This window comes from Trichlorobacter thiogenes (genome assembly GCF_900167465.1).
GTDB lineage: Bacteria > Desulfobacterota > Desulfuromonadia > Geobacterales > Pseudopelobacteraceae > Trichlorobacter > Trichlorobacter thiogenes.
In genome coordinates this window covers 69081-85625 of sequence record NZ_FUWR01000003.1, presented here as the reverse complement: position 1 = coordinate 85625, position 16545 = coordinate 69081, and the positions used below count along the sequence as shown (strand labels likewise).

General features: G+C 53.7%; 13 protein-coding genes. 4 read left to right on the top strand and 9 right to left on the bottom strand.

The window, feature by feature from the left end:
• Positions 1–88: 88 nt before the first annotated feature.
• From B5D39_RS04635 to B5D39_RS04625, 3 genes are all read right to left on the bottom strand, one after another.
• Entirely contained in the window at positions 89–4225 is a 4137-nt protein-coding gene (locus B5D39_RS04635) for a WGR and DUF4132 domain-containing protein (RefSeq protein ID WP_078789232.1), read from the bottom strand.
• Positions 4226–4344: 119 nt separating this feature from the next.
• Complete coding sequence (lepB, locus tag B5D39_RS04630) at positions 4345–4917, bottom strand: signal peptidase I (RefSeq protein WP_078789231.1); 573 nt, start codon at positions 4915–4917, stop codon at positions 4345–4347.
• Positions 4918–5090: 173 nt separating this feature from the next.
• Positions 5091–5495, bottom strand: coding sequence for a hypothetical protein (locus B5D39_RS04625; RefSeq protein ID WP_078789230.1), 405 nt, complete (start codon positions 5493–5495; stop codon positions 5091–5093).
• A gap of 192 nt (positions 5496–5687) precedes the next feature.
• Here B5D39_RS04625 and B5D39_RS17205 point away from each other — a divergent pair, with 192 nt between their 5' ends.
• Positions 5688–5996 carry a hypothetical protein gene (locus B5D39_RS17205; RefSeq protein WP_208610549.1) on the top strand — a complete coding sequence of 103 codons (309 nt, stop codon included), beginning with the start codon at positions 5688–5690 and terminating at the stop codon, positions 5994–5996.
• Positions 5997–6037: 41 nt separating this feature from the next.
• Here the strand turns inward: B5D39_RS17205 and B5D39_RS04615 are convergent, their stop codons facing one another.
• Complete coding sequence (locus B5D39_RS04615; protein WP_078789228.1) at positions 6038–6448, bottom strand: hypothetical protein; 411 nt, start codon at positions 6446–6448, stop codon at positions 6038–6040.
• A gap of 445 nt (positions 6449–6893) precedes the next feature.
• Between B5D39_RS04615 and rdgC the strand changes: the two genes are divergently transcribed.
• Genes rdgC through proB form a run of 3 tightly spaced genes read left to right on the top strand, consistent with a single transcriptional unit; the run spans position 6894 to position 10206 of the window.
• On the top strand, positions 6894–8063 hold the full coding sequence (rdgC, locus tag B5D39_RS04610; protein WP_078789227.1) for a recombination-associated protein RdgC: 1170 nt from the start codon (positions 6894–6896) through the stop codon (positions 8061–8063).
• A complete protein-coding gene (obgE, locus tag B5D39_RS04605; protein WP_078789226.1) occupies positions 8060–9076 on the top strand; it encodes a GTPase ObgE in 1017 nt (338 codons plus the stop codon). The genes rdgC and obgE overlap by 4 nt, the downstream gene beginning before the upstream one ends.
• Positions 9076–10206: a glutamate 5-kinase gene (proB, locus tag B5D39_RS04600; RefSeq protein WP_078789225.1), complete on the top strand. Its 1131-nt coding sequence runs from the start codon at positions 9076–9078 to the stop codon at positions 10204–10206. The genes obgE and proB overlap by 1 nt, the downstream gene beginning before the upstream one ends.
• A 273-nt stretch (positions 10207–10479) precedes the next feature.
• Here the strand turns inward: proB and B5D39_RS04595 are convergent, their stop codons facing one another.
• The 5 genes from B5D39_RS04595 to rpsU all read right to left on the bottom strand — a co-directional run bounded on the left by B5D39_RS04595 (position 10480) and on the right by rpsU (position 16276).
• Entirely contained in the window at positions 10480–11778 is a 1299-nt protein-coding gene (locus tag B5D39_RS04595) for an outer membrane protein assembly factor BamD (protein WP_078789224.1), read from the bottom strand.
• Between the two features lie 4 nt (positions 11779–11782).
• Positions 11783–13543, bottom strand: coding sequence for an RNA polymerase sigma factor RpoD (gene rpoD, locus B5D39_RS04590; RefSeq protein WP_078789223.1), 1761 nt, complete (start codon positions 13541–13543; stop codon positions 11783–11785).
• A 38-nt stretch (positions 13544–13581) separates the two neighbouring features.
• Positions 13582–15354 (bottom strand): DNA primase, encoded by a 1773-nt coding sequence (gene dnaG / locus B5D39_RS04585; RefSeq protein ID WP_078789222.1) that lies wholly within the window; start codon positions 15352–15354, stop codon positions 13582–13584.
• Positions 15351–15836, bottom strand: a complete 486-nt coding sequence (locus B5D39_RS04580) for a CvpA family protein (RefSeq protein ID WP_161947422.1) — start codon at positions 15834–15836, stop codon at positions 15351–15353. The genes dnaG and B5D39_RS04580 overlap by 4 nt, the downstream gene beginning before the upstream one ends.
• A 242-nt stretch (positions 15837–16078) precedes the next feature.
• Positions 16079–16276, bottom strand: coding sequence for a 30S ribosomal protein S21 (rpsU, locus tag B5D39_RS04575; protein ID WP_012469089.1), 198 nt, complete (start codon positions 16274–16276; stop codon positions 16079–16081).
• Between the last annotated feature and the right edge of the window lie 269 nt (positions 16277–16545).

The following is a 16545-nucleotide window of genomic DNA, read 5'->3' as shown; positions in this document are numbered from 1 at the left end:
AAAAACGTAAGCCAAATGCAACCAGAATAAGTTAGCTCATGGCCGAGGATTAATGCGTCGGTCCAGGAGTCTGTCGGACTTAGAAAATCTATCCCCGCAGTGCTTCCATATCGCGGATCAGTTCACTGGCCGAGATTGGGTCGAGCAAATCGAGTTTTTCCGGTTTTTGCAGTTCGCCCCATGAAGACGGAATCCCGACCTGGATCTCCTGTAATGTCTGCTCTGGATATTCATCGACCATGCCGACGATGATGCCCGGATTAAGCAGTAGTTCGATAACCTTGTCGCCGGTCAGCGGCTTGTTGAAATACCAGATGCTGCCGCCATCCTGAGCATGTCCCCTGCGCCACCCCTTGTTAACCAGACCAAGCACGCGCCCGGTGGGGACGACCGTTCCTTTCCAGCGTTCCAGTTTCTCTCCGCTCAGTTCCGTCTCGCTGATCGTGTATGTGTCGCGGCCGATCTGGGCAAAGGGCTGCAGCAGCTCATAGTCAGCAAACAGCTGCCCGAAGGCGGCCGCATCTTCCTGCGGCAGCTCCAGGGCGTGGGGCAGGCCGATCAGCAGATTGTCTCCTTCCGGCAGTGTTATGGCGTCGTCATCGCTGTTGGTATAGCTGCCATCCTCGCTGACCCGGAAGCAGGTCAGCAGTTTGCCGCCATAGCTGCTCTCCGGTTCGCACTGGTAAACACCCCAGATCAGGCGCTGGACCAGGTGGCGTACCAGCGGGTGCCCGGCCAGGAACTGCCTGAAGACCGTTTCTGACCAGCGCCGCCTGCTGCACATGGCTGTTTCCAGCCTGACAACCTGCTGGCCGGCAATGGTGCGGGCATCCTTTTTGAGCAGCTTGAACCGTTCAACAGCCTCCTTGGAGAGTGCGTCATCATCGGTTTTTTTCGGTTTGGGGAGATCGGCCAGCCGTCCACCGTCGCGCCCATCTGCAAATTCGCGTACATACGGCTTGAGCGCCTCATCAAAACCGACCTTGAACTGACGTGGACCGAAATCGAGGACAAGAGAACCGGATTCATCCAGCCCCAGGTCCGGGGCCAGGCGGTCCTCCAGCTCTTCACTGGTGAGGCCGCGTGCTTCGGCAATAGCATCGATCTTTTCACGGGCCTTGTCCTGAAGTCCTTTGAACTTGAGCTTCTGGGCAATGCCATGCAACAGCATCAGGGCCACATCGCTGCCGATATTGGCCAGCACATCCAACCCTGTTACAGCACGTGCATGGGCCGATTCACCCGGCCAGGCCCGCAGATAGGGGGTCAGCTTGCGGGCTGTATCATCCGTTCCCAAATACCCCAGCATGGTCAGCGCCCACCCTTCCTTGGCCGGTGCACCGGCATTCAGCCAGGAACCAAAGCAGTCCCAGCCGAAGTCTGCCAGGGATTGGGCATCACAGGCCTCTTTGACAATATTGATGCCGGGATAGAGCTCTTCCGTGGTGGGAAAGGTCAGCATGTTGCCCAGATATTGCAGGGCGCTGTCCGGCAGCGCCTTGCCGTTTTTCAGCCTTGGTCTGCTCCAGCTTTCCGCCTGCCAGAACTGCGGCATAGTCGGGATCTTGGATGGGAAACGATCCAGTGGGTTTTCATCAAGCATGGCGGCCACGGCAACCGACACCTCTGGCTGATTGTACAGTCCGGCCTTCTCCATGATCAGGCCTGCATGGCCGTTGGCGGCCAGCAAACGTAGTGATGATGCGGCACAGTCGCGTGTTTCGCATGCCTTGCCGACAGATGCCGCCAGTAGCCCGCAGATTGCATGTTCCGGGAAACGGAGCAGCCATTCTCGCCCAATGGAGCGCATGGATTTTAGCTTGGCAAAGGCCCTGGCAGCGGTGGCGGCAAAACTTGTGTCACCGAAATGCAGTGCCTCGGCCAGATATTCCGTCGGCCGACTGGTGGCCAGCGCCTTCAGGCTAGATAGCGTCTCCAGGCCATAGCTCGCATTGACATAGTCGCTGGAATATACACTGATTCCCATTTTTAGAGCCTCCGGAATGATGCTGTTCCAGAATTCAATCGCCAGTTTTCTGGGGAGCAAAGTTACAAACAGCCCATTCAGGCTGCTGTAGTAATAGCGATGTGTTGCCTTGTTTTCATTGTGATTGTCGATCCAGATCTTTGCCAGCGCCTTGCCGTCATTATCCTTGGCCGCTTTCATGACTGAAACCATTGATTTGTTATGATCTTTCAAGCCGATTTCTTTCAGGATCTTGCCCAGATCATCCCGACACTCTTCAATCCTTTGCTGTACCCATTTGTTGTCTTCGCGCTGAGCAAGTTCCTTCTCTCCTTCGTCCCAGTACTCCACCGCTGCCAGCGGGAGTAGCTCAAGTGCCAGTGGTTTCAGTGCAGCCTTGCGCTTTTTCAGCCAGGGCGGGGTGATCAGCAGTTCCGGCAGTTCACTGAAATCAGCCACCTCTTTTGGTCCACTGATCTGTTCCTGAAGCCTGGTAATGACGTTGATCGAGGACGAATCCAGCCAAGGCGCCAGCTGTTGCGGCATATCCGGGTATGCTTTCAGCAAAGAGAGGAGATTGGGCGTAATCAGCCCGGCATCCTTGCCACCGCCACTAACAACCTTTGCCATGGCGGTCATGGCGGCGTGCGGCCAGCGCTCCACCGCCTGGGCAAAGCGTGCCAGGGCCGGTTTGGAGCTGCTTGCGGCCCGGGCCAGCGCTTCCAGGGATTCCGGCAGGCCGATGCAGGAGAGCGCCTGACCGGCAGCATCATGGGTGGCCCCTGGAATCAGGATCTCCAACGCCTCAATCCCGCGTTCCTGCAACAGCGTGGCCACCACGGAGTTGTCATCCCATAGCCAGGCTTCCGGGCGCGCCTTGCGGGCAACGGCAACAGCCTTTTCGGAACGGACAATCAACAGCAACCAGTGGATTACCGATGGAACGGGGGGAGCACCGTTATATTCCAGTGCGACCTGCTCAGCCAGTTTCGGTTCACTCGGAAACAACAGGGCCACCAAAGCCTGACGATAGGTATGCAAACCGGGCAGCACCTTGAACGCCTTGTCCAGGCATTCCCTGTAGACGTCTTCCGGGGCTGATGAGAGATAGGCCCGGATCAGGTGATCTCCCATGGTCAAGGGAGAATAATAGCTGTACGTGCTGATACTGCCGACATTGCGGGAAAACGTTTTCACGCTTTGGCAATTCCTGCCCGACCCTTTGTATTCTGTTTCCGTTGCAATCTGCTGCGCCTCCAGATAGACATCAATCAGGTATGACACCCCGCCTTTTGCTGCCAGAAAATTGATGACGCTGCATTTGACTGAATCTTCGTCTCGATAGTTGTCTTTCATGCTGGCCAAGAGGATCGAATCTGCCTGTAGGCTGCCATCGGTTTTACGCCCCTTTACCCGTTCTTCCATTTCCGCCACAGCCGGTTGCAGATCAGCAGAGCTGCCATTTATGTCGAAGGTGACATTTTGCTCCAGGTCATTGCGCAGCTTGAACCAGATTTTCTGCGCATCCCCTTCTACTGGCTTGCACGGAAAGCGGCGGGTTGGAATCGTATTGCAGAGCAGTTCCGGCAGTATGCGCAACGGTGTGCCATTGGCCAGCCAGGGCGGCAGATTGGCTGTTGTGGGTTGATTTTCCTCAGCTGTTGCGGGGCTGGCGCTGCTCATACCGGCAATCCTGGCTGCCAGTGACTGGCCATGCTGGTTCACATTGTATGAACCGCCATATCCCCAGACCAGACCGGCGGTGCAAAGTCTCTGCAAAACCTGTTTGGCTGCCGGTTCACTGATGCCATAATCACGCTTCAGACGCGGTGCGGTCAGGCACTCCTTGATCTGGCTGCAATCCCCTGCAAGGATTTCAATCATGGCGTTAAACGCGCGATCGGCCTGGGCGTCCTGGCTTTCAACCGACACTGCTTCAGTCAGCGGCTGTTCCGCCGGAATAGTTTCAGATACGGCAACCACCACCTTTGCCTGTTTGGCGTCTTGTTTTACCGGTTTTTCAGCTGAGGCGCCAATTGCTGCATCTGCCGCAACGCCCACCTCTTTGTAACCCTTGCCGGTTTTCTCACTGACAAGTTTGGTCATGGCAATTGCCGCTTTGGCAGCATCATCAAACCCCTTGGTCTGGCTCTGGCCATTGGTGCCGATCTTGCCCCAGCGAATATTCAGGTTGTCGCCTTCCTGCTCGATCTCCCAAAATTTGTTTGATTTGTCATCACTGAATTCAAAACGACGCATTGTATAAACCTCCGGCAAAATTGAAATATCGCATCTTTTTTGTATATAAACTTGGGTCATGGCTAACCGGCTGAGGCACCGGCGCTGTGCCTGTTCAGGTTAGTTGAGCCATTAGGCGGTTACTGAACCGTCTTGCCAAATCTGTCCCAACGTACTGCTCCATTGGCACTGTCCCACGACCAATAGATTGATTTTACCGTTCCACTTAGCTTGTCCTTGGAAACGGTGCCCCAAAAACGGCTGTCATAGCTTCTGTCTCGATTGTCCCCCAACACAAAATATGAATCATTTGGAATTTTAATGGGTGCAAGGTTGTCTCTTGGGTTTTGGTCTGGCGGGAATAGAGTCTCTTCTTGATGAACAGCATAAGATTCTGGCAGTATTTTGCCATTTAAGTAGAAGGTTTTGTCTTTAATTTCAACCGTATCACCGCTTAACGCAACAACACGCATTACAAATTCTTTCGACGGGGATTCAGGATATTTGAAAACTATGATGTCTCCACGTTTGGGGGTACGCGCTGGCTGGCTCCGGTCAACGAGGATATGATCACCAACAAGCAGTGTCGGTTCCATACTTTTTGAAGGAATCTTGTACGCCTTGATAACATTTTCTCTGACGTAAAATGTCCCTGCTATAGACGCGATGCCTAAAAGTAAACTAACGCTAATCAAAATGAACTTGTTGATCATCTGTTGGGCTCCATATGGCTTAACGTTCATGAGATAACCGACTGGCGATGCCGGAGTGGTGCTGCCTGACTAAACGACCAACTGACGGTTGAGGCATTGGTGAAATTCAGCTCACAGTAAGCCAGTCCGAGTTGATTGAACCGTTAGAGACAGCAATACATTGAAATTTTAGCCTACTCGTTGAAAAGCTCTTTAACGGAATCTTTGTTTAAGGCAATCAGGGTTAATACTCCAAGCACTGTACCAAACGGCATGAACATACATTCAATTCCAGCAACCACCATGCAAAACGTTTTGCTTTTTCTGGCTTTTAGCTTTTTGCCTGCGATAATCATGCATACAGCTATACTCCAACCTACCAAAATAAACATGCCACCCATAATAATGAACAGCCATCCAAACATTGCTTCAGGAGGACCTGATGATTTGCTTGTTGTTTCGGCAAATTTTCCGGTAAGCACCGCAATACCCATGAATACATGTATGAACGGAAAACATGAAAACAATGCGGTGATTCCGCCTAATATGTAGTGGAACATAGCCAGCAGGTCTAAATTTTTAGCATCATCATTTGCCATTGAGTTGCCACTCCTATTAGTATTCCATTTTGCTGTAAATATAAGTTTCTAACGGTTTGGGAACTGACCTGACGGGTTTGGGGTCAGGTCTAGTGATCTGGGTGGGCATAGAGTTTCACTTTCCTATACCATTCTGTAGATTTTCTTTGATAGAGAAAGACAAGTGCAACAATTTGCATTACCACCTGAACTATGACGATAGTAGTGGCTATGGGCTGTGTATTGAATGAACTCAGAAAGGTTGGCCTAAAAAACGGTAATTTAGCAGAGAAGATCACTAAGCATACAATTCTTGCCCAATTTTTCCCCTTTTGTATTTTGAAAATGATTAGCCAGGAAAAATACGCGGCCGCGAAAAATAAAACCCATGCCATCACTACTGATCCGTTTTTTGGCAAACCAAATCCTATAAATGCACCCCTGAGCATCCCTGCAGCAAGGGAAACATACAACATAATTACAGCAAAGGTTACCTTCTTGGGACGATCTAGGTTCATTTAACTTCAATCCTATTAACGGGCCGTGAGATCACCGGCAGGGTTTTAGGCCGGTGTATCTTCCTGGTTAGATGCTCTATTCCCAGCTTGATCGTATGCTGCCTTACTAATTTGGTGCGCTCGTTCAAGCATGGCAGGTACATTTTCGGGGGTTAGTTTTGTGTCCATGATCTCTGCCATAACTGCTGCGATATGGACAAGATATGTATCCAGCGGTGTAATTTGTGGAAGTCTTCCGTTTGCTGACTTCACGAGCTCATGGTGCTTGTACCAGTATTCAATGGCTGCTTTGACAACTTGCTCTTTGAGGTGTCTTCGTTCTTCTGATTCTAATTTCTTTTCTTCGGTTTTTTTGCTTATGAAATTGTTGATTGCGCCAAAAGCACCAACTACTAAACCTCCGGCAACAGCACTAACAATTGGAACCCATGCGGGAACAGTAGTTGGATCAGCCATAAATACTCCTTTTGTGAAAGGTGGTGAATGCTATGGGATTTGGTGAATGGATTACTTTCTCCTTCGTTGGAGGAATGTTCGTAGCTGCTTTCTGCGTCACGGTATTTCAACTAGGGCGGCATTGATTTCTTTTATTCATCTAACCCGTTAATCTACGGTTTCCCGCGTACTCATCCACCAGCGCTGCCGCTTTGCGGGCACCCCGCAGCCTCATTTGCCAGAGTATAGCGCAGCATCTGTATTTATCAATCGCTGCAATCGTTTTTTAAGTATCAATGCGCTGCGGTCCCGTCCCCACTGCTGTATACCTCCAGAAGATACTGGGCCATACCAATCTGCTGCAAATTATGCTATAGATATCGACCCGAAAAAAACGGCCAGTGTCTCTTGGCCGGATATGCTGAAGCAGTACCCGCTGCTACCTGAAAGGAACAGATTTACTACCATGGGAGTCTATTCAAATACCGTCAGTTTTGCCCAGTATCGCGTGAACGGAGAACTACCCCAGCAGCAGGAGCGGTTTGAATGGCTGTCCGCTGCGCTGCAGGGACGGATCTTTAAATCCATTGAGCAGTCTGCTGAAGAACAGACCGAAGGCTGGACCTGTACCGATGCCACCGATGACCCTGCCTTTGTGGCGCCGGGTGAATTCTGGCGTGATCGCTACCTGTTCTTCAGCTACCGCCGTGACCAGCGCCGGATTCCCTCAGCCCTGCTCAAGGCCCACATCGGACGGGAAGAACGTGACTATCTTACCAAGCGCCCTGAGCTGAAGCGCCCTCCCAAGCGTGAGCGGGAGGAGATTGCTGATCGAACCAAGCTGATGCTTTTAACTCGCGCCCTGCCAGCCCCCTCTACCGTGGACCTTTCCTGGCATATGGATAACGGCCTGCTGACCCTGTTTTCATCATCAGGCAAGGTGATGGAGCGGTTTGAAGAGCTGTTTGGCAAGAGCTTTGAGAACCTGCGGGTGCAGGTGATCTACCCCTATGCACGGGCCAAGGCGTTGCTGGATGAGGCTGATCAGGAAAAATTGGCTGCCCTGAATCAGGCTGGTTCCGATGCTGCCCTGGATGAGATTCAGAGTAACTGCTGGCTGGGTGAGGAGTTCCTGCTCTGGCTGTTGCATGGCGGTCTGGAGGGTGAAGGCTTCAAGGTCTGCACCAAGGGACAGTTTGATATCGGTACCCCGTTTTCTGCCTGGATTGATGACAAGATCCAGCTGCAGGGGGGCGGTGAAGGCGGGCCGCAGAAGGTGGCGGTGTCCGGTTCACAGGACAAGTATCTGGAGGCCCGTTCCGCGCTTACCACCGGCAAGGCGATCAGCAGTGCGGTGATCCACCTTGAAAAGGATGAGCTGGAGTGGCGCTTTGCCCTGAATGCCGAGCTGTTTACCTTCAGCTCCTTCAAGTGTCCGCCGGTGAAGGTGGAGCGTGAAGGGGTGGAGGATCTGTCTGAGCGTGAATCTGCCTTTTACGAGCGGATGTATCTGCTGGAGGCAGGGCTGCAGATGTTTGACAGCCTGCTGCTGCAGTTTCTGCAGCAACGTCTGAGTGATGGCTGGCAGACCAGGTTACAGGAGATTGCAACCTGGCTGGAAGGGGAGCAGGCATGAAGTTTATTGATGAGGTAACCCTGTTGTGTTCCTCGGGCCATGGCGGGGCAGGCTGTGTTGCGTTCCGGCGGGAGAAGTTTATCCCCTTTGGCGGTCCTAACGGTGGTGACGGCGGCCGGGGTGGCGATCTGATCTTTGAGGCCACCAAGACACTTTCAACCCTGCTTGAGCTGCGGCATAAGCAGCACCAGAAGGCAGATCGGGGCAGGCACGGCATGGGTAAGGATCGCCATGGTGCAGCCGGTGAAGATCTGGTCGTTAAGGTGCCGGTGGGAACGCTGATCAAGGATTTCGAGACCGGTGAGGTGCTGGCGGACCTGACCGAGGATGGTCAGCGGATTATCCTGCTGAAAGGTGGACGGGGTGGCCAGGGCAATGCCCGTTTTGCCACTGCCACCAACAAGGCCCCCAAGTTTGCCCAGCCGGGTGAAGAGGGGGAGGAGCGCAAGCTGCGGCTGGAACTGAAGTTGATGGCGGATGTTGGCCTGCTGGGGTTGCCCAATGCCGGTAAGTCATCGCTGATCACCAAGGTCTCGGCGGCCCGTCCCAAGATTGCCGATTATCCCTTTACCACCCTGGCCCCTTCGTTGGGGGTGGTGGGCTACAAGAATTTCCGTTCCTTTGTGATGGCTGATATCCCCGGTATTATTGAGGGGGCCCATGAAGGGGCTGGTCTGGGACACCGCTTCCTGAAACACCTGGAGCGCTCCGGTATTCTGGTGCATCTGGTGGATATCTCCGGCCTGCCGGACAGTGATCCCTATGCAGCCTTTGAGGCGATCAATCGTGAACTTGCCATGTTCAGCGAAGAGTTGGACAAAAAGGGGCAGATTGTGGCCCTGACCAAGATGGATCTGCCTGCGGCACAGGAACATCTGGCCGAGGCACAGGCCTGGTTTCAGGAGCGCAAGATCCCGGTCTATCCGATATCATCCATTACCGGTGAGGGCGTGGAGGCGCTGTTGGATGCCATTGCTGAACGGCTCTGGTCTGCTCCCAAGGAGGAGTGGTGATGCGTAGGGAGCTGTTGCAACAGGTCCGCAGGGTAGTGATCAAGGTGGGCAGCCGGGTGCTGACTGTTGAGGGTGGCGGGCTTGATCATGACGCCATTACCCGGTTGTGTGACGAGATGGCCGGTCTGCGCAAACAGGGGATCGAGGTGATTCTGGTCTCCTCCGGTGCCGTGGCTGCCGGTCGGGATGCCTTGCGTTCCGCTGATACGACCCTGACCATACCGCAGAAACAGGCTGCTGCTGCAGTGGGGCAACCGCTTCTGATGCAGGCCTACCAACAGGCCTGTACCCGCCATGGATTGGTGACTGCCCAGATCCTGCTGACTGCCGAAGATCTGGCCAACCGGAACCGTTTCCTGAATGCCCGTACCACCCTTGAGTCGCTGCTGACTGCCGGTGCCCTGCCGGTGATCAATGAGAACGATTCCGTTGCCGTGGCTGAGATCAAGTTTGGCGACAATGATAACCTCTCTGCCCTGGTGACCAGTCTGGCCGAGGCTGATCTGCTGTTGATCCTGACTGATATTGAAGGACTCTACAGTGCCAATCCAAGCAGTGATCCTGATGCACAGCTGATCCCGCTGGTGCGCAGCATTACCCGCGAGATTGAACGGATGGCCGGTGGCAGCAGCTCAAACGTCGGCACCGGCGGTATGGCCACCAAGGTGACGGCAGCCAAAAAGGCGGCCCGTTTCGGGGTGCCCACCATCCTGGCGCCGGGCAAACAACCGGGGGTGATCACTGCTGCGGTCAGCGGTCAGGAGATTGGTACCCTGTTCTTACCGGCCAGGGACGGCCTGAACCGTCGTAAACACTGGATCGCCTACACCCTGCGTCCGGCAGGCAAAATACTGGTGGATGCAGGGGCGCAGAAGGCGTTGGTTGCCAAGGGAACCAGCCTGCTGCCCTCCGGCATCACCGGTGTGGAAGGCCGTTTTGAGCGGGGCAGGTGTGTGCGGATCTGCGGCCCGGACGGCGTTGAGATTGCGCGGGGCTTGTCTGATTATTCCAATAGTGAGATTCAACTGATAGCAGGCCATAAATCTGCTGAGATTGAGCAGTTGCTGGGCTATCGCTACGGTGATGATGTGGTACACCGGGATAATCTGGTGTTGATCAACAGTATCTGAAGCTGGCAAAAATAGTTTCACGCGGAGTAACTGCTGTTTTAAGCCTATAACAAGCAGTTCACGCAACGGCGCAACGACGCTACGCATAAAACAACAGCTTGTATAAACGTAACCTCTCACCAAACAGGTGAAACTGAATGCTTCTGTAACTGTTTTGTTTTCGTTGCGAGCGTTGCGGCTTTGCGTGAGTAACTGCCGTTTTATGGTTACAAGAAAGGCCCCTGATCATGACTGGTCAGGGGCCTTTTGTTATGCAAATTGTGCGGTGAAGAACTAAGGCTGTTTTGCTTTTACCGTAAACGCAGCTCCGTTGAAACTCTCTTTTACCTGCAGTGCGGTCTGCAGTACCTCTACAGCGCCTTTGGCAGTCTTGCCTGCTGCATCAGTCCTGACGCTAACCTTCAGGCTCCGTTCAACCAGGTTGCCTGACGCTACGGCGTCGATCCGGCAGGCAGCCAACTGCTCGTTTTCAATCCAGCAGCCATTGCCACCGGCATCAGTCAACTTCAACTGCTGGGGCAGGGTGATCCGCAGATCAATTTCTTTTGCCGCCTTTGACCCGACGTTAAGCAGGGTGATCTTGTAGCTGCCAGCCTCTCCTGCTACAGCGGCCTGCTGCAGGCGGGATACGGCACGTAACAGCGGTGCAGCAGCGGTGATAGTCAGCTCTTTTGACTTGCTGATGTCATTAAATTTAGTTGAGGTGGCTTTGGCGGTGGCGGTAATCCGTGAGCCATCAACACGATCAGCAGGCATCTTGAAGGCGATCATCAGCTCTGCATGTTGACGGGGCTGCAGGGTGATCTTCTGCACCGGTTGGGTACGGTCAGCAGCCTGGGTAATCATCCCTTCCACGCCCGATGGCAGCATGGCCTCAAGGCTAAACTCTTCAGCATCCTTGCCATGGTTAACCAGCTGGAACAATACGCTGGCAGCAGAGCCAACTTCCTGAGCTGCTACAACCGGTGTCTCAATCTCAAACCTGACCGCATCCTTGGCAGCCTTGAGGGCAGCCAGCCGTTCACGCTCTTTACGATCAGCTTCGGCCCGCTCCCGTGCAATCCGCTCCCGATCAGCCCGTTCCTGGGCCAGGCGTTCCTGTTCTGCCTTCAGGGCTGCAGCACGCTCCAGAGCCAGATGCTCGTTACGAACCTTTTGGGCTGCTGCACGGAGATGTTTGTTGGGTGCCAGTTTTTCGCCAGCCTGGCGGCGTTTAGCCAACGCTGCAAGGTCTGCCTCAATGGAATCGGCAAGGGGGCCATTACCAAATTCTTTGCTGAACTGGTTGATGGTTTGTGCAGCGGTGTCGTTATCACCAGAGCGGTGCTGCGCCCTGGCCAGCATCAGCAACGAGACGTCCCGCAGGGGAGAATCAGGGAAAAGCTGTCCCATATGGTTGAGCTTTTCAATGCTGTGCAGGTAATCCTTACCCTGAAAGGAGGTGAATGCCTCCATAAAGAGCGATGAATCATCGGTTTCTGCATTGGCTGGTGCAAACTGCAGCAGGCAGATCAGGAGACACAGAACCAGGATAAAGCGGGTTGGCTGACGGTGGCTGAGAAGTATGTGCATGTGGTTACTCTACAAAGCTTTTAAGTTTTTTGCTGCGGCTGGGGTGACGCAGTTTACGCAGTGCCTTGGCTTCGATCTGACGAATTCGTTCACGGGTAACCTCAAAGTCCTGGCCTACCTCTTCCAGGGTGTGGTCACTCTTTTCGCCAATACCGAAACGCATCCGCAGTACCTTTTCTTCCCGTGGGGTCAGGGTTGAAAGCACGCGGGAGGTCTGTTCAGACAGGTTGGCCTTGATCACCGCCTCAAGGGGGTTGACCACGCCCTTGTCTTCAATGAAATCACCCAGGTGGGAATCTTCTTCCTCACCGATCGGGGTCTCCAGTGAAATCGGCTCTTTGGCGATCTTCAGCACCTTGCGGACTTTGTCCAGCGGCAGTTGCATCCGCTCGGCGATCTCTTCCGGTGCCGGCTCACGACCGTTTTCCTGTACCAGCTGACGGCTGGTGCGGATCAGCTTGTTGATGGTCTCGATCATATGGACCGGAATCCGGATGGTACGGGCCTGATCAGCAATGGCGCGGGTGATGGCCTGACGGATCCACCAGGTGGCATAGGTGGAGAACTTGTAGCCCCGCTGGTATTCAAACTTGTCCACCGCCTTCATCAGGCCGATGTTACCTTCCTGAATCAGGTCAAGGAACTGCAGACCGCGGTTGGTGTATTTCTTGGCAATTGAAACCACCAGACGCAGGTTGGCTTCGATCAGTTCTGACTTAGCGATGCGAGCCTTGTGCTCACCTTCGCGGATCGCCCGGATCGCCTTGGAAAGTTCGGTCGCCTTAAAACCTGATTCCTGCTCTACCTTGATCAGCTTGCGGGCAGCATTCTTGAGGCGCTTTTCAACCTTCTGAAAGTCATCTTCATTCAGTTTCAACGGCTTGAGGGCGGCCATCCCCTTGGTTTCGTCAAGCCGGAACTTTTCCAGCAGTTCAGCCATTTTGTCTGCCGGTATGATGTTGTGGACTTCAGCCAGTTCATTTTTAACCCGGTTGACCTTGGAGGAAAGCTCCTTCAGACGGTCAGCGACCCTGGTTATATGGCGATCCTTCATCCGCAGTGAGCGCAGCAGTTCTGCCAACTGCTCCTTGGACTCTTTCAGGGCTTTTTCCAACTCTTTTTTCTTGGCGGCAGCCTTGGCTGCTTCAAGGGCTGCTGCCAGTTCTGTGACCTGCTGGTCACAGGCTGCGATGGCATCAATCGTCTCAAGCAGGCGGATCTGCTGGACATCCTCTTCACCTTCTTCTGCATCAACATCTGGATCTTCTTCAATATCCTTGCTGATTTCAGAAGCGGTGATCTGGAACTTGCGCAGTTTGTCACCCAGCACAAGCACTTCTTTGACCGTAATCGGGGTGTTCAGGATGATGCCGGCCACCTCACGGTCGCCGTCTTCAATCCGCTTGGCTATCTCCACCTCGCCCTCACGGGTCAGCAGTGATACCGAGCCCATTTCCCGCAGGTACATCCTGACCGGGTCACTGGTGCGTCCGATGGCTCCTGGCTCAAACTCGACCTCTTCTGCCTCGCCTTCGGCTTCTTCTTCCCCTTCTTCCAGATCGATCTTGATCTTGGGGATCTTGACCTTCTGGGCAGAGTCAACGATCTCGATATCCATATCGCCGAACATGCCCATGACGTCATCAATCTGTTCCGTGGCAATATCGGGGGGGAGGATGTCGTTTACTTCGTCAAAGGTCAGAAAGCCCTTCTCTTTGCCTATATCAATCAACTGCTTAACATCATCAATGTTTTTCTTAGCCATGGGTATGGGTACCTTTGTAAAATACTGAGTATGATTACTTATAACGCCGATTTTTTATTACGCAACTGATCGGCCAATTTTAATAATTCTTGATACTCTTCACTGTCTTCAGGCAGGGTGGCCAGCCGGAGGGCGATCTGTTTTAATCCGCCGGTCTCTTTTTCCTTTTGTCGCTTCAGGCATTGCCGTAGGGCGGATCGCCAATCAATATTTGCCAGATGTTGGTCATGAACCAGCAGCCGTGCCACCAGCTCTTTCTGTTCTTCCTGTTCAAGCCGCGCCAGCAGATCATGCCAGATCGGCCCTTCCTGATCACTGCTGGCAGTGTCAAGTATCGCCTGGGCCAGCGGCAGGTGCTGTTGGTCAAACAGCTGCGTAAGGTCAAGTGCCTGTAGTTCCTGGCGGACTTCAGGATAGGTTGCCAGCAGGCTCAGCAAGGTTTCCTGGGTCTGTATGACAATATCCCGTTGAGCAGGCCGTTGCGCTGGCCTTGTTGCTGTCTGGAGCGGTTCCTGTTTCTGTTCGCTGCGTTGTCCTGCCAGTCGTCGCCGGAATGACGGTGGATCAATACCCAGCAACCGGCAGATCTCTTTCAGGTACAGATCCCGCTCTACCGGATCTTTGATCCGTTGAAAGCGGGGGATGATCTCATCCATCAACCGTACCCGCTGATCAATGCTGTCAGCCGGTGTCTTGGCCAGAAGCCAGTGTAAAAACTGTTCAAAGGCCGGTTTTGCCGCTGCAACCTGCTGGTTGAATGCCTCGACACCATGCTTCTGCAGCAGGCTGTCAGGATCTTCTCCCTGGGGCAGGTTGATGACATAGACCGGCAGTGCCTGTTCAAGGCAGAGTTCCATGGCCCGTACCGTGGCCTTACGCCCGGCATTGTCACCATCAAACAGCAGGCAGACCCGCTGGGCATGTTTCTTCAGCAGGCCGATATGTCCGTCAGTCAGTGCCGTGCCGCAGGTGGCAAGGGCGTTGCGGATACCGGCCCGGTAGAGGGCCAGGTGGTCAAAGTAGCCTTCCACGATAATCGCGGTGCCGCTCTGTCTGATATCCCGTAATGCCAGATCAACCCCGAACAGTACGCTGCTCTTGCGATACAGCGGCGATTCCGGCGAGTTGATATACTTGGGCAGGCTGCTGTCCAGCACCCGGCCTGCAAAACCGATCGGCTGTCCCTGCTTGTCCCGGATCGGAAAGATCAGGCGGTTGTGCAGCAGATCGTACCAGCCACGCTCACCCTTGCGGATGATCCCCAGCTGTTCTGCCAGCTCAAGCGGTAATTCTTTGGCTTTCAGAAGCTGGATCAGGGTGTCACGACGCTCAGAGGCAAAGCCAAGCCCATAGGCTGCCGATGTCTCCGGGTCTACTTCCCGCTCCTGCAGATAGCTGCGGGCCGCCGCCCCTTCCGGTTTTCTGGTCAGGGTGTCGCGATAGTGTTCTGCTGTCACCAGCATGATTGTGCGCTGTTGATCGCGTTCGGTCTTTAACTGCTTTTCTGCATCAGTCAAAGGGCGATCTTCAATGGCCACACCGGCACGTGCAGCCAGTTTACGCAACGCCTCAGGGAAGCTGATCCCCTCAATCTTCATCACAAAGGAGAAGATATCCCCCCCTGCGCCGCAACCAAAACAGTGAAAAATTTCACGGGCTGGATTGACGTTAAAAGAGGGTGTTTTTTCTCCATGAAACGGGCAGAGCCCCAGAAAGTTGGAACCACTCCGTTTCAGGGAAACGTATTCACCAATAACCTCAGCAATGGAAAGCCGTTCAGCAACCTCTCTGACCGTGTCATTACGGTTCATGGTGTTTGTTGCCGAAAGGTCTTGGCTCGATCAATTGCTGTACCGCCAAACTGTGCCAACGGGAGTGCAAACGAATGTTTTTTAACCGTATCCTTGAACTGAAAGGTAAACGGGATCGAAAGAACGGCGTAAAAGAACATTCCCAGTATAAGCGCTGCTTCAAGACAACCGATCATCATGCCGCCCAGGCGATTAACCCACCCCAAAAGGGCAAGTTTAATCAGGTTGGTCAGCAGATTACCCAACAGGTGAGCCGCCAGCCCCACCAGAATCAACAGGGTTACAAAGGCGATCATCCGTGCCGCTACCGGTGGAACCATCCCTTGTAGCAGTACGGCTGCCTGTTCATGGAACCGGAAGGCCATCCAACCCCCCAGCAGTAACGCGGTCAAGGCGGCAACCTCTTTCACAAGGCCACGCAGCAGGCCTCTCAATGCCCCAAGGGCCAGCACGGTCAGGATAGTGATGTCGAGCAGGCTCATAGATGGTGTCCACAGAGAACAATTCCAGTTCCAACTCAAGGCGATATCTTCGTTGGCTCGTCTTCGGCTCCTCAACGTACGGTTTGTACGCCTGCGTCGCCGATATTCGTGCCGCCTTGATCTCATCCTTGATTTGAAACTGGAACAAGACGGAAACGGGGCTTTCTTGCGAAAGCCCCGTTCGTTACTACATACCGGATCGTAAGTGGAGGAGAGGAAGGGAGATCCGGCTTCGATGGCCGTTAGTCCATCATCTTACGCTGCTTCTTAAGGGCGCGTTTGCGAGCTGCAATCGCCTTCTTCTTGCGCTTGATGCTGGGCTTCTCATAGTGCTCACGCTTGCGGACCTCAGAGAGGATCCCCGCCTTTTCGCACTGCTTCTTAAACTTCTTCAGAGCGAGATCAAATGGCTCGTTTTCCCGAATTCGTACTCCTGGCATCCATAATCCCTCCCTCCGTCGTAAGATACGTGTATGGAAACAGCTGACGCTGTTAACAATGCCTAGGTGTATTTTTTTGTGAGCTTCGTATACTAGCAGCAAATTTCCTGATGTCAACTGAATAAATATGCAAAACTACTGCGGAGGCTGTCTACTGCGTTGCGCGGTGCTCGCTCCTTTGTCTAACTGGGGGTTATGTCTCAGTCGCTGTGCGCCGTGCGCCTTGTATCCGGCCTTCCTCATGACATTTTGCAAGAGATTAAGGTTTT